Genomic DNA, 12,638 nt, shown 5'->3' on the forward strand with positions numbered 1-12,638 from the left:
CCCCCCCCCCCCCCCCCCCCCCCCCCCCCCCCCCCCCCCCCCCCCCCCCCCCCCCCCCCCCCCCCCCCCCCCCCCCCCCCCCCCCCCCCCCCCCCGGGCGCCGGGCTGCCGAGGTGAGCCGGGGACGGCGCTCGGCGAGGATGACTCGGTGCACGCCGAGACCGTCCTCCTGCTCGTCCTGGCCGCGGTCGCGGTGATCGTGGCGGCCCGCTGGCTCGCCGGGCGCACCGGCATCCCGGCGGCCGCGCTGCTCACCGTGACCGGGCTGGTGTACGCCCTGCTGCCCGGCCCGAACCTCACGCTCGACCCCGAGATCGTCCTCACCGTCCTGCTGCCGCCGCTGCTCTACAGCGCCGCGCTGGACTCCTCGCTGATCGCGATCCGCGCCAACATGCGGACCGTCGTCGGCCTGTCGGTGCTGCTGGTGCTGGTCACCGCGCTGGTCATCGGCGCCGGGTTCGCGCTGTGGGTCCCCGGGGCGACGCTCGCCGCGGGCATCGCCCTGGGCGCCGCCGTCGCCCCGCCGGACCCGGTGGCCGCGCTCGCCGTCGGCCGCCGGGTCGGGCTGCCGCCCCGGCTGGTCACGCTCATCCAGGGCGAGGGGCTGCTCAACGACGCGACCGCGCTGACCCTGCTCAGCGTCGCCATCGCGGCCGCGGTCGGCGACGGCTTCTCCACCTGGTCGGCGCTGGGCCAGTTCGCGCTCTCCGCCGCCGGGGGCGTCGCCGCCGGGCTGGTCGTCGCCTACGGCGTCCGGCCGCTGCGCCGGCTGCGCCGCGACCCGCTGTCGTCCAACGCGGTCTCGCTGGCGACGCCGTTCGTCGCCTACCTGCTGGCCGAGTCGGTGCACGTGTCCGGCGTGCTGGCCGTCGTCGTCGCCGGGCTGGTCATCGCGCACAACGCGCCGTACTGGCAGTCGGGCGCCACCCGGCTGCAGACCGACGCGGTGTGGAAGCTGGTGGACTTCCTGCTCGAGGGCGCCGTCTTCCTGCTCATCGGCCAGCAGCTGCCCGCCGTCATCCGCGGCCTGAACCAGTACGCGCCCTCGACCGTCGTCGTCGCCTCGCTGATCACCGTGGGCGCGGTGCTGCTGGTCCGGCCGCTGTGGCTGTGGCTCACCGAGCACGCGCCGCAGGCGCTGCACATGCGGCTCAGCGACGCTCCCGCCGCCGACGAGGACGACGACCCGTCCACCCCGCCGCGGCAGCTGTCCGGCCGGGAGATCGCCGTGCTGAGCTGGGCCGGCACCCGCGGCGTCATCAGCCTGGCCGCCGTCTTCACCATCCCGCTGACCACCGACGCCGGCGACCCGTTCCCCGACCGCGACCTGCTGCTGTTCTGCGCCTTCCTCGCCGTGCTGGTCACCCTCGTCGGGCAGGGCGCGACCTTCGCGCCGCTGGTGCGCCGGCTGCGCCTGCGGGCCGACGCCGCCGACGCCGCCCGGCTGCGCAACCAGGCGCGCGTCGCCGCGGTCGACGCGGGGCTCGCCCGGCTCGACGAGCTGCAGGCCGAGCGGCACGACCACGTCGACGACGCCGCGATCGAGTCGATCCGCGCCGCGCTGCGCACCCGGCGGACCCGCTACGAGCGGCGGCTGGAGGTCCTCGTGGACGCCGAGGGCGAGGTGCCGATGTCGCCGGAGTACGAGGCGGCGCTGCGCGTGCGCCGGGCGGTCATCGACGCCGAGCGCGAGGAGCTGCTGCGCTGGCGGGACCTCGGCCGGCTGCCCGACGAGGGGCTGCGCACGCTGGAGCGGGAGCTGGACCACCAGGAGCACCTGCTCCCGTCCCGCCCCGCCTGAGCGTCAGGGCCGGCCGGCGCGGGGGACGTCGACCCGGGCGACCTCGACCCGGCCGGCGCGCGGGCCGCCCTCGGCCCAGGTGGGCGCGGTGCAGACGAACAGCGTCCGCCCGTCGTCCCCGCCGAGCGTGCAGGCGTAGGACAGCGAGCCCGACCCGACGGGCACCCGGCCGGTCACCTCGCCGCCCTCGCGCACGCGCAGCACCTCGGCGGTGCGGGCGGTGGCGAACCAGACGTGCCCCTCGACGTCGAGGCAGATGCCGTCGGGCGCCAGGCCGGGCGTCTCCGCGAACACCCGGCGGCCGGACAGCGAGCCGTCCTCGGCGACGTCGAAGGCGGTGAGCCGGGCGCCGTAGGTCTCGGCGACCACCAGCGTCCGGCCGTCGCCGGTGAGCGCCATGCCGTTGGGGAAGCGCAGGTCGTCCGCGACCACGGACGCGGTGCCGTCGGGGTCCACCCGCACCAGCCCGGTCGGCTCCACCGGCGCGCCCCCGACCAGGTCGAACCCGAAGCTGCTGACGTAGGCCCGGCCGGCCGCGTCGACGACCAGGTCGTTGGCGCGGGAGCGGGTCAGGCCGGTGAGGTCGGCGCGCACGACCGGCCGCCCGCCGGCGACCTCCAGCAGCGCCCGCCGGGTCATCGCGACGACGAGCAGCGTCCCCTCCGGCGTCCAGCCCAGCCCGGACGGCGCGTCGTCCAGGTCGAGGACCGTCGTCAGGACGCCGTCCGGGGTGAGCGTGCGCACCCGCCGGTCGTGGAAGTCGGAGAACCACAGCCGGTCGTCGTGCCAGCGCGGGCCCTCGGGGAAGCCGAGGTCACGGGCCAGCGTCGTCGTCGCGTCCACGGCGGGCAGCGTAGGAGTGCGGCGCCCCGGCTCAGGGGCGGTACCGGGTCTGGCCGTGCGGCCCGCCGAACAGCAGCACCTTGTCCGGCGGGACCCGGTAGACCCGCGCGCCGCCCTCGGTGACCCCGCCGGAGGAGCTCAGCTCGACGAACTCGTCCCCGCGCACCGCGAAGTGCCAGTCCTCGCCGTACTTGGCGTACCAGGCGTCGGCCAGCACCTGCAGCTCCCCGGGGTCGGTGACCCGCACCGCGACGCCCTCGACGACGACGTCGCGCCCGCTGTCCCAGCCCTGCGCGCCGGTGCTGCCCGTGGTCACGGCCACGTGCGGGTTGCCGTCGAGGTTGCGCGCCTTCTGCTCGTCGGCGCCGGTGCAGAAGGCGAACGCGCCGTCGTGCCACACGCCGACGAGCGGGACGGCGTGCGGCCGGCCGTCCGCGCGGACGGTGGTGATCCAGTAGAGCTGGGCGTCGGTGAGCAGCCGCTCGACGTCGGCCCAGGGCGGCGCGGTCGCCGTGGCGTCGCCGTAGCGGGGGTCGATCTGTCCGGTGGTCATGCCTGTGGGACCGCCGCGGGGCCGGCGGCTCATCGCCGCCGGTCAGCCCCCGCCGGCCCCGGTGCAGGCGAAGAGGAACGCGGGCGGCACGTTCCACGGCGTCACCCGCGTCCGGACGTCGGCGAACCGGCGGCGCAGCTCGCCGAGCACCAGCGGCGAGTACTGGATGACGACCGCGGTGCCGCCCGGGCGCAGCGCCCGGGGCAGCTGGTCGAGCAGCCGGCGGCGCAGGCCCGCCTCGAGCGAGGTGAACGGCAGCATCGAGACGACGACGTCGGCGCGCTCCCCGTCGAGGAGGCCGTCGAGGTCCTCCGCGGAGCCGCACACGACCTGCAGCCGGGGGTCGTCGAGGCGCTCGGCGAGCCGGCGGGCCAGCTGCGGGTCGATCTCCAGCGCGACCAGCCGGGCGTCCGCGCCGAGCCGGGCGAGGATCTCCCGGGTGGCCACCCCGGTGCCGGCCCCGAGCTCGACGACCAGGCGGGCGGCCGGGACGTCGGCGAGGTCGAGCATGGCGCGGACCGCCGTCCGGGACGTCGGGAGCACCGCCCCCACCTGACGCGGGTTGGTGACGAAGGCGCGCAGCAGCCGCACGCCGTCGCCGAGGGTCTGCGGCACGGGTCCCCCCTCCGCCGCCCCGGGCGGCGCGGCTGACCGGACCCTGTCACGGATCGCGGCGCCGGACGAGCGCTCAGCCGGCCCGGTGGGCGTCGAGCCAGGCGACGACGTCGTCGAGGACCTGCTCCTTCTCCGGCTCGTTGTGCGGCTCGTGGAACAGCCCGTCGTAGACGCGGTGGGTGAGGTCGGGCGAGCCCGCGTGCTCGCGGACCACCTCGCTGGCCGCCGGAGCCACCAGCCGGTCGGCGGTGCCGTGGACGACCAGCAGCGGCAGGCGCAGCCCGCGCAGCCGGCCGGGCATCGCGGCGGCGGTCTGCACGAGCGCGGCGCCGGTGCGGGCGACCATCCTGCCGTTGTGGTTGAGCGGGTCGGACCGGTAGGCGGCCACCACCTCGGGGTCGCGGCTGACCGCCTCGACGTCGAGGGTGAGCACCCCGAGGCCGGGCGCCAGCCGGGCCAGCAGCGGCGCCACCGCCCGCTGCACCGGGGTGGCGGCGCTGGTGTCGAGCGCGGGCGCCGAGACGACCGCGCCGACGATGCGCGCGTCCGGCTCGCCGGTCAGGTACTGCAGCGTGATGAGGCCGCCGAGGCTGTGGCCGTAGACGAACACCGGGACGCCGGGGTGCCGGTCGGCGGCGGCGCGGACGGTCTGCGCCACACCCTCGACGGTGCCCGCCATGCTCCCGATGTCGCCCCGCCGGCCGGGCGACCGGCCGTGGCCGGGGTGGTCGGGCGCGTAGGAGGCGTAGCCGCCGTGGCCGAGCCGCTCGGCCACGTGCGCGTACCGGCCGCCGTGCTCGTGCACGCCGTGCACGAACACGACGACGCCGGCCGGGTCGGGGACGCTCCAGCCCTGCCAGAACTGCCCCGAGGGCAGCGTGCCCTGCCCGTGCCGCACCGCTGTCGTCACGTGTCCTCCAGGTCCGTCGGGGTCCGTCCCGGCACCGTCGCGCACCGTAGCCCCCGCGGCGGCGCGGGCGCCGACCGCTAGCGTCCGCCCGGTGACCGCCCGCCCCCGCCGCCTCCCGCGCCTCGCCGCGCTCGGCCTCGCCGTCGCCCTCGCCCGCCGCGCCCGGACGGTCGCGGCCGTGCCGCCCGGGCTGCGTCGTCCGGAACTGTGGCTGCCGCTGTCGATCGGCTCGCGGGCCGAGCTGCGGATCGGCCGCCGGTTGTTCGGGTCGCGGGTCACCGAGCCGGTGGCCGGGGTGACCGTGACGCGCCGCGACGTCCCCGGCGGGCGGGACGTGTTCGTGTACGAGCCGGCGGAGCGCAGCGGCGGCGCGCTGCTGTGGGTGCACGGCGGCGGCACGGTCATCGGGCACCCGGAGAGCGACCACGACCTGTGCAGCCGGATGGCCCGCGACCTCGGCGTCGTCGTGGTCAGCGCCCGCTACCGGCTGGCGCCCGAGCACCCGTTCCCCGCGGCGCTCGACGACCTGCTGGCCGCGCTGTGCGAGCTGCACCGGCGCGCCGGGGAGCTCGGCGTGGACCCGGCGCGCGTCGCCGTCGGCGGGGCCAGCGCGGGCGGCGGGCTGGCCGCGGCGCTGGCGCAGCGGGCGCACGACGAGGGCGTGCCGGTCGCCTTCCAGCTGCTGGTCTACCCGATGCTCGACGACCGCACCGTGCTGCGCCGGAGCACCGCCGGCCGCGGGAGGCTGGTGTGGACGCCGCGGTCCAACCGCTGGGCCTGGACCGCCCACCTCGGCCACGAGCCGCGCGCCGACGAGCCCCGCCCGTACGCCGCGCCGGCCCGCCGCCTCGACCTCGCCGGCCTGCCGCCGGCGTGGATCGGCGTCGGCGACCTGGACCTGTTCCACGACGAGGACGTCGCCTACGCCCGGCGCCTGGAGGCGGCCGGCGTGCCGGTGCGGTTGCACGTCGAGCCGGGGATGTACCACGCGGCCGAGGTGGAGCTGCAGACGACGGTCGCGCCCATGCGCGCCTTCCAGCAGGCCGCGTTCGACGCCCTCGGCGCCGCGGTCGGCGCCGCGTGACGCAGCAGGACACGGCACCGCGCTTCGCGGCGCCCGCGGGGACGTTCAGCGCCCGGCGGTCCGACGGCGTCGTGCGGGCCACGGGCATCCGGTACGCCCGCGCCGAGCGGTTCCGCCCGCCGGTGCCCGAGCCGCCGGCGGCCCGCGTCGTCGACGCGACGTCGTGGTCGCCGGCGTGCCCGCAGCCGCCGGCGCCGGAGCTCGAGCTCATGGTGACCGACCCCATGGGCGGGCTCGTCGCCGACGAGGACTGCCTGCGGCTGTCGGTGACCGTGCCGGAGGACGCCTCCCCCGGCGACGCCCTGCCGGTGATGGTGTGGGTGCACGGCGGCTCCTACGTCAGCGGCGCCGGCGACGCCCCCGCCTACGACCCGGCCACGCTCGTGCGCGAGCAGCGGGTGGTCGTCGTCAGCGTCACCTACCGGCTCGGGCTGCTCGGCTTCCTCGGCGACGGGGACGGCCGGCCGGCCAACCTCGGCCTGCTCGACCTCGTCGCGGCGCTGCGCTGGGTGCGGGCGAACGCCGCGGCCTTCGGCGGCGACCCGGACGCCGTCACGCTGTTCGGCGAGTCCGCCGGGGGCGACGCGATCGCCCACCTGATGGCGGCCGACGGCGCCCGCGGCCTGTTTCGCCGCGCGGTCGTGTCCAGCGCCCCGCTGGGGCTGTCCCGCGGGCGGGCGCGGATGAGCGCCGCGATGGCCGCCGAGGCCCGGTCGCTGGACGCCGCCGGGCCGGTCGCGGAGGTCGTCGACGCGCAGGCGCGGGTGGCGGCGCGCGCCCGGCGGTACGGGCTGGTCGCCGCGATGCCGTTCGGCACCCAGTACGGCCTCCCGCCGCTGCCGGCCGAGGAGGCGGTCGAGGACGCGTGGGCGGAGGCGGCGCCGGAGGTCGACCTGCTGGTCGGCACCAACAGCCGCGAGGTGGCGCTGTTCGCCGCGCTGCTGCCGCCGGCCGCGCGGCTGGCCCGCGTGCCCGTGGTCGGCCGGCCGCTGGTGGAGGCGGTCGTGCGGGTGCTCACCCGCCGCATCTACGCCCGCGACGCCGCCCGGGCCGCCCGCCGGCACCGCGCGGCCGGCGGGCGGGCGGTGCACTACACGCTCTCGTACGGCACCGGCGCGCTCACCGGGGCGCACGCGATCGACCTGCCGCTGCTGTTCCCGCACCGGCACACGTGGGAGGCCTCGCCGCTGCTGGCCGGCCTCCCGTGGGACGACGTCGTCGCGGCCGGCCGGGAGGTCCGCCGGGTGTGGGCGCACTTCGCCCGCACCGGCGAGGTGCCCGCCGACGTCCCGCCGTTCCTGTCCGTGGACCGCGGCTGAGCCCTCAGCGCGGCTTCGCGGGGCTGCCGGACGGCCCGGGGCGAGGTCGCGCTGCAGCCGGGCGACGTCGTGCCGGGCGCCGTCCTCCCAGCCGGTGCGTCGCCGGCCGGGCCGGCGTCGCGGACGAGGTCACGCCCGTGACGCGCCGGCTGCCGGCCCTCAGGCCGGGGTGAGGACCGGTTCCTCCCGCCACAGCACCGGCTCGCCGCGGCGGTCCTGCTTGGACAGGTACATCGCCTGGTCGGCGCGCTTGGTCAGCGCCGCGGCGTCGAGCCCGGGCTCCCCGCAGGCCACGCCGAGGCTGGCCCGCAGCGGCACGGTGCCCGCGGTGATCTCGGCCGGCACCGCCAGCGCCGCCTGGATGCGGGCGCCGAGCGCGGCGGCCGCCGCCGGGGCGTCGACCCTGCGGCTGACGACGAGGAACTCGTCCCCGCCGATCCGCCCGACGATGTCGTCGCGGCGCAGCACGCCGGCCAGCCGCGCGGCCGTGGTCACCAGCAGCTCGTCGCCGGCGTCGTGGCCCAGGGTGTCGTTGACCGGCTTGAAGTCGTCGAGGTCGACGAAGACCACCGCCGTCGCCCCCGCGTCCGGCCCGGCCAGCGCGGCCTCCAGGACGGCGATGGTGGAGGCGCGGTTGTGGCAGCCGGTCAGGGCGTCGAAGGTCGCCTTGGCGGTGAGCTCCTCGCGCATGCGGGCGCTGTCGGTGACGTCGGAGACGCAGACCAGCGCGCCGGGTGCGCCCTCGCGGTCGCTGAGCGCGACCAGGCTCACCGCGCACACCCGGGCCTCGCCGGCCGGGGTGCGGATGCCGACCTCCACCGCGGCGTCCACGCCGTCGCCGAGGACCCGCGCGAGCGCCGTCTCCAGCGCCGCCCGGCCGGCCTCGTCCGCCCGCGCCGCGACGTCGTCCCAGCCGGTCACCGCCGGGACGCCGAGCAGCACCGGCAGGCGGGAGTTGGTGTGCACGACCTCGCGGTCGGGGGTCAGCTGCGCGATGCCCTGCGGCAGCGCCTCGGTCAGCCGGCGCAGCAGGCGCTCCTGCTGCTGCAGGGCCTCGTGGGCGGCCATCTCGTCGGAGACGTCGCTCATCTGCGTCACGACGACGGCGTCGGCGGGGTCGCCGGCCGCGACGTACTGGTTCTCCAGCTCCAGCCAGGCCCACGTGCCGTCGGCGCGCCGGTGCCGCAGCCGCACCCGCTGGGCCTCCTGGCGGGACAGCAGCTCCAGCCAGTTGGCGATCGCCCGCTCCTGGTCGTCCGGGTGGACGAACTCCGAGGAGCGCTGGCCGACCATCTGCGCCGGCGTCCAGCCGAGCATCCGGGTGGTGCGCTCGTCGATCTCGGTGATCACCGCCAGCGACGTCTTGCGGACCGTCGCCGTGCGCGGCCGCCGCGACACCTCCAGCCCCGACAGCGGCGCGGGCCCGCGGTCGCCGGCGGTCGCGTCGAGCACGTCGAGGGCGCCGAGCAGGACGCCGTGCTGCTCGCGGAGGTCGACGAAGGTGAGCGACAGCGGCACCGCCGGCTCGCGCCGGCCGTGGACGGTGGCCAGGCCGACGCCGGTGGCGCGGGCCCGCTCGAAGGCGGTGACGACGAGCATCGCGTCGGTGGGGAGGATGGCGTCGAGGAACGTGGCGCGGTCGGCCGGCGGGGTCATCACCCGCTCCGGCGGGACGCCGAGCGAGACCGGCATCGGGACGAGCACGCCGTCGGAGGCGATCGCCGCCAGCACGGCGTCGGGCAGCCGCAGCAGCGAGGACAGGACGTCCGCGCGCTCGGCCGGTGTCCTCGGGGTGGTGGTCACGTCCTGGTCATCGGCGCGCCCCGGCCGGTCCTTGAGCGGCTGGTGTGGCGCGGCTCACCCTCCGGGGTCGGTCCTCGGCGTGTCGCCCGACCGGGTGGCAGCATGGTCACGAACGGGGACCGCCGATCGAGACACCGGCCGGTGGTGCACGCCGACTCCGGGCACGCCCGGCTGGAGGTGTCGCGGTGCAGTCTGCGGCCAGCCCCACGACCACGACGAGGACTCCGACGACGACTCCCCTGCACCCCCGCCTCGACCTCGCGGGGTGGCTGCTCGACGCCGTCCGCGGCTGGCACGCCCGCGAGGACGCCGGCCCGGCGGCGCGTGCCGTCGCCGAGGACCTGGCCGCCGTCCTCCCCGAGCGGTGCAGCGTCGCGGTCACCCTGCTCGGGCCCGGGCGCTCCCCCGTGGCCCCGGTCGGCAGCGCCGGCCCCGCCGCCGGGCTCGACGCCGCCCAGCTCCGCCTGTGCGAGGGCCCGCTGTGCGACGCGCTCACCGGAGCGCCGTCGGGCAGCGCCGACCTCGGCCGGGACCTGCGCTGGCCCGCGCTCGCCGACCGGGCCGCCGTCGCGGGCGTGCGGCGGGCCACCTGCCTGCCGCTGGACACCGGCGGCGAGGTCGTCGGGGCGCTCTCGGTGTACGTGGCCGGCACCGGGCCGGGGCCCGACCGCGCGATGCTCGCCCCGGTGGCCGGGCACGCCGCCCTGGCGCTGCACACCGTGCGGCGCACCGCGCACCTGACCGTCGCGCTGGACAGCCGGGACGTCATCGGCCAGGCCAAGGGCGTGCTTATGGAGCGCTACCGGATCACCCCCGACGCCGCCTTCGGCATCCTCGTCCGCGCCTCGCAGGACACCGGACGCAAGGTGCGCGACGTCGCCCTGCTGGTCACCGAGACCGGAGAGGCCCCGGCCGCCACCCCCGCGGACGGCCCGCGGTGACCCGCGGCGCGCACGACTTCGTCGTCCTCGACAGCGAGGAGGCGCACGCGCAGGTCGTCGGCGACTTCGTCGTGGACGGGGTGCGCCGCGGGGAGTGCGTGCTGGTCACCGCCCTCGGCGACCGCGAGGAACGGCTGTGGGCCCGGCTGCGCCGCGCCGGCGTCGTCGGCGAGACCTGGGAGCCGGCCGCCACGACGGCGGTCCGGCTCGTGCCGCCGGACCCGGCCGAGCTGCCCGCGGCGGTCACCGGGGCGCTGTCCGAGGGGTGGCCCGCCGTCCGGTTCACCGGCGCGATCACCACCCCCGGCGTCAACGCGTTCGAGGCCGTCGTCGGCGAGCTGACCGCGCGGCACCCGCTCACCGTGCTGTGCCCCTACTTCCGCGACCTGCTCGAGCACGGCCAGCACGCGGACCTCACGGCGCTGCACCGGACGGAGGTGGACGCGGCCGCGGAGTACGACGACGGCGTCTTCCGGCTGACCCGTCGCGGCGACCGGCTGCACCTGGCGGGCGAGCTGGACTCGGGCAACGCCGACGCGCTGCGTGCGGTGCTGCAGGCGACGCTGGCCGGGGGCGGCGCCTGGGACCTCAGCGACCTGCGCTTCATCGACGTCGGCGCGGCCGACTCCCTCGTCGCGGCGGCCGCCGGGCCGCCCGGGCTGACCGTCGTCGGCGCCTCGCGGCTGACCGCCCGGCTGGTCCGCCTGCTGGCCGACCGCTACCCCGACCGCGCGGTGGAGCTGGTGGACGCAGCCTCCGAGGGCGCCGGCCGGTGACGGAGCCGGACGCCGCACCGGTGCACCGGTGCGCGTTCCACGCGGGACCGGCGGAGGCCGGCGCGATCGCCGCGGACCTGTGCCGGCGCGCGCTGGCGGCCGGGCGGCCCGTGGTCGCCCACGTCGACGACGACCTCAGGCGGGAGGTGGTGGCGCGGCTGCCCGCCGCCGCCGGGGTCGCGTTCGCGCCGCACCGCGGCCTCGCCGAGCGGTCGCTGCGGTCCCTGCTCGACGAGTGGACCGGGCGGCGTCCGCCCGGCGGGGACGGCCCGGTCACCGTGCTGTGCCAGCAGGCGTTCCCGCTCGTCCCCGACGCCGGGCTGTGGCACCGGGCCGAGCACGCGACCACCGCGGCGGTCGCCGGCCGCGGGCTCGCGGTCACCTGCCTGGTCGACACCGCCGGGGACCGCCCGCCCGAGCGGCTCGCCGTCGCGCGCGCCACGCACCCGGTGCTGTGGTGGGACGGCGCCGACGTCGCCAACCCCGACGCGCGGCCGCCGGCCGGCCCGCTCCCGGACGACGGCGTCCTCGTCGCCGACCGCCTGGTCGACCCGTCCGCGGGCACGGACAACCGCCGCTGGTGGGACGCCTGCCTGGCCGCGGCCGGGCTGGCGCGCACGCGGCGGGGGGAGCTGGTGCTCGTGCTGCACGAGGCGGTCGGCGCCGCGGCCGTCCTCGACGGCGACCCGGGCGGGCGCTCCTCCGGCATCCGGGTCCGGGTGGTCCGGCACGGCGGCACGCTGACCGCCGAGGTGACCGTGCGCTCCGGCTGCCCGCCGCTGGAGGCGCACGCGGTGCCCGCGGACCGCCGGCTGCTCCTGCTGTGGCTGGCCGGGAAGGTCTCCCCCGCGGTCTCGCTGGGGGTGCGGCCGGACGGGACCGGCGGCCGCATCGTGGTCCGCGCGCTGGACCCCGACACCGCCTGATCCCGCCGCGGCGTGTCGCGCACCCCGCCGCGGCCGTCGTCGTTGGTCACCGGGGGTGGTGGACCGATGACCGACGGCGGGGTGGACGCGTGCGTGGTGGACCCGCGCCGGCCGGAGCACGCGCGGGCCTGGGTGCGCGCGGCGGCCGCGGCGCGCGGCTGGCCGCCGGACGTCGTCGATGAGGTGCTGCTGCTCCTGTCGGAGGTGCTGGTCGCCGACGCGGCGGCCCCCGGCCCGCGGCCGCTGCGCCTGCTCGAGGGCGGACCGGGCCTGGAGGTGCGCGTGGCCGGCCGGCTGCCCGGGGGCGCCGGCCGGCTCGCCCTCGCCGCGTCCGCGGTCACCGCGGTGCGGGTCGAGGCCGGCGACGGCGGCTGGGTGCGCCTGACGGCGGGACCGGGCGGCCCGGCCCCGGCCTGAGCCGGGACCGGGCGCGGCGTCAGGTCGGGAGCAGCCGCCCGAGGACCCCCCGGACCGTGGGGCCGACCCGGTAGGCCTGCACCAGCCAGGCGTTGCAGGTGATCACCGCGCCGGCCAGGGCCGGGACGGCGGCCTGCGTGAACCGCTGCCGGGCCTGCCACTTCCGGATCTCCGGTGGGGTGCCCTCCGAGGGCAGCGTGGCGTCCTTCACCTCCAGGCCGCCGCCGGCGGCGGCCTGCTCGGCGAGCTGCCCGATCTTCCGGCCGGTGTAGGCGGCGTAGGCGGTGGCGCCCGCCCCGGCGACGGTGAGCGCGGCCTTGAGCGCACCCACCGTCCCGTACCCCTGCTGCAGCGCCAGCCGCTGGGTGTTCGACCGGGTCAGCTGCAGCCCGGTCACGAGGGTGGCCGCGATGCCGCCCCACTGCGCCGGCGCGAACCGGCCCCAGGCGGAGCTCGCCACCCGGACCTTGTCGAGGCCCGCGGTCAGGTCGCTGCCGCTCTTGTTCACGCCGGCGATGCCCATCACCGAGCCGCCGAACCACAGCGCGGTGCCGAGGTCGTGCACCGCCTGGGTGAGGAACCGGTCGTCCGTCGTCGTCACGGGTGCTCCCGTCCGGGTGCCGCGCACCCGCTGGACCGTCCGCCCGGGT

The 12,638-nt window shown here is 78.4% G+C and carries 13 protein-coding genes; 7 read left to right on the forward strand and 6 right to left on the reverse strand.

Features of this window, described 5'->3' with window-relative positions; genetic code table 11:
- The first annotated feature begins 148 nt into the window (after positions 1-148).
- Complete coding sequence (locus ACI8AA_RS12645) at positions 149-1,801, forward strand: Na+/H+ antiporter (RefSeq protein ID WP_457044759.1); 1,653 nt, start codon at positions 149-151, stop codon at positions 1,799-1,801.
- A 3-nt stretch (positions 1,802-1,804) separates the two neighbouring features.
- Here ACI8AA_RS12645 and ACI8AA_RS12650 read toward each other — a convergent pair whose 3' ends face one another.
- The 4 genes from ACI8AA_RS12650 to ACI8AA_RS12665 all read right to left on the reverse strand — a co-directional run bounded on the left by ACI8AA_RS12650 (position 1,805) and on the right by ACI8AA_RS12665 (position 4,722).
- Positions 1,805-2,644, reverse strand: a complete 840-nt coding sequence (locus tag ACI8AA_RS12650; RefSeq protein WP_457044760.1) for an SMP-30/gluconolactonase/LRE family protein — start codon at positions 2,642-2,644, stop codon at positions 1,805-1,807.
- A gap of 31 nt (positions 2,645-2,675) precedes the next feature.
- Positions 2,676-3,197, reverse strand: a complete 522-nt coding sequence (locus ACI8AA_RS12655; RefSeq protein ID WP_457044761.1) for a pyridoxamine 5'-phosphate oxidase family protein — start codon at positions 3,195-3,197, stop codon at positions 2,676-2,678.
- 42 nt (positions 3,198-3,239) lie between these two features.
- Complete coding sequence (locus ACI8AA_RS12660) at positions 3,240-3,812, reverse strand: class I SAM-dependent methyltransferase (protein ID WP_457044762.1); 573 nt, start codon at positions 3,810-3,812, stop codon at positions 3,240-3,242.
- A 73-nt stretch (positions 3,813-3,885) separates the two neighbouring features.
- On the reverse strand, positions 3,886-4,722 hold the full coding sequence (locus tag ACI8AA_RS12665) for an alpha/beta hydrolase (RefSeq protein WP_457044763.1): 837 nt from the start codon (positions 4,720-4,722) through the stop codon (positions 3,886-3,888).
- A gap of 91 nt (positions 4,723-4,813) precedes the next feature.
- On the opposite strand from ACI8AA_RS12665, the gene ACI8AA_RS12670 reads away from it, so the two are divergent.
- Together ACI8AA_RS12670 and ACI8AA_RS12675 are read left to right on the forward strand one after the other, a co-directional pair.
- On the forward strand, positions 4,814-5,806 hold the full coding sequence (locus ACI8AA_RS12670; protein WP_457044764.1) for an alpha/beta hydrolase: 993 nt from the start codon (positions 4,814-4,816) through the stop codon (positions 5,804-5,806).
- Complete coding sequence (locus ACI8AA_RS12675; RefSeq protein ID WP_457044765.1) at positions 5,803-7,125, forward strand: carboxylesterase family protein; 1,323 nt, start codon at positions 5,803-5,805, stop codon at positions 7,123-7,125. The genes ACI8AA_RS12670 and ACI8AA_RS12675 overlap by 4 nt, the downstream gene beginning before the upstream one ends.
- Before the next feature lie 159 nt (positions 7,126-7,284).
- Here the strand turns inward: ACI8AA_RS12675 and ACI8AA_RS12680 are convergent, their stop codons facing one another.
- Positions 7,285-8,928, reverse strand: coding sequence for a diguanylate cyclase domain-containing protein (locus ACI8AA_RS12680; protein ID WP_457044766.1), 1,644 nt, complete (start codon positions 8,926-8,928; stop codon positions 7,285-7,287).
- Positions 8,929-9,113: 185 nt separating this feature from the next.
- Between ACI8AA_RS12680 and ACI8AA_RS12685 the strand changes: the two genes are divergently transcribed.
- The 4 genes from ACI8AA_RS12685 to ACI8AA_RS12700 all read left to right on the forward strand — a co-directional run bounded on the left by ACI8AA_RS12685 (position 9,114) and on the right by ACI8AA_RS12700 (position 11,988).
- Positions 9,114-9,869, forward strand: coding sequence for a GAF and ANTAR domain-containing protein (locus ACI8AA_RS12685; protein ID WP_457044767.1), 756 nt, complete (start codon positions 9,114-9,116; stop codon positions 9,867-9,869).
- On the forward strand, positions 9,866-10,645 hold the full coding sequence (locus tag ACI8AA_RS12690) for an MEDS domain-containing protein (RefSeq protein ID WP_457044768.1): 780 nt from the start codon (positions 9,866-9,868) through the stop codon (positions 10,643-10,645). Before ACI8AA_RS12685 ends, ACI8AA_RS12690 begins: the two co-directional genes overlap by 4 nt.
- Positions 10,642-11,571 (forward strand): hypothetical protein, encoded by a 930-nt coding sequence (locus ACI8AA_RS12695; RefSeq protein ID WP_457044769.1) that lies wholly within the window; start codon positions 10,642-10,644, stop codon positions 11,569-11,571. The genes ACI8AA_RS12690 and ACI8AA_RS12695 overlap by 4 nt, the downstream gene beginning before the upstream one ends.
- 66 nt (positions 11,572-11,637) lie before the next feature.
- Positions 11,638-11,988, forward strand: a complete 351-nt coding sequence (locus ACI8AA_RS12700) for a hypothetical protein (RefSeq protein ID WP_457044770.1) — start codon at positions 11,638-11,640, stop codon at positions 11,986-11,988.
- 19 nt (positions 11,989-12,007) lie between these two features.
- On the opposite strand, the gene ACI8AA_RS12705 is transcribed toward ACI8AA_RS12700, so the two are convergent.
- Positions 12,008-12,589 carry a hypothetical protein gene (locus ACI8AA_RS12705; RefSeq protein ID WP_457044771.1) on the reverse strand — a complete coding sequence of 194 codons (582 nt, stop codon included), beginning with the start codon at positions 12,587-12,589 and terminating at the stop codon, positions 12,008-12,010.
- Positions 12,590-12,638 lie beyond the last annotated feature (49 nt).

It is taken from the genome of Geodermatophilus sp. SYSU D01180 (assembly GCF_054050415.1).

What these genes read in the sequence shown, in the direction of transcription:
- ACI8AA_RS12655 (WP_457044761.1), bottom strand. Translation starts at nt 3,197, where the DNA reads ATGACCACCGGACAGATCGACCCCCGCTACGGCGACGCCACGGCGACC.
- ACI8AA_RS12700 (WP_457044770.1), top strand. Translation starts at nt 11,638, where the DNA reads ATGACCGACGGCGGGGTGGACGCGTGCGTGGTGGACCCGCGCCGGCCG.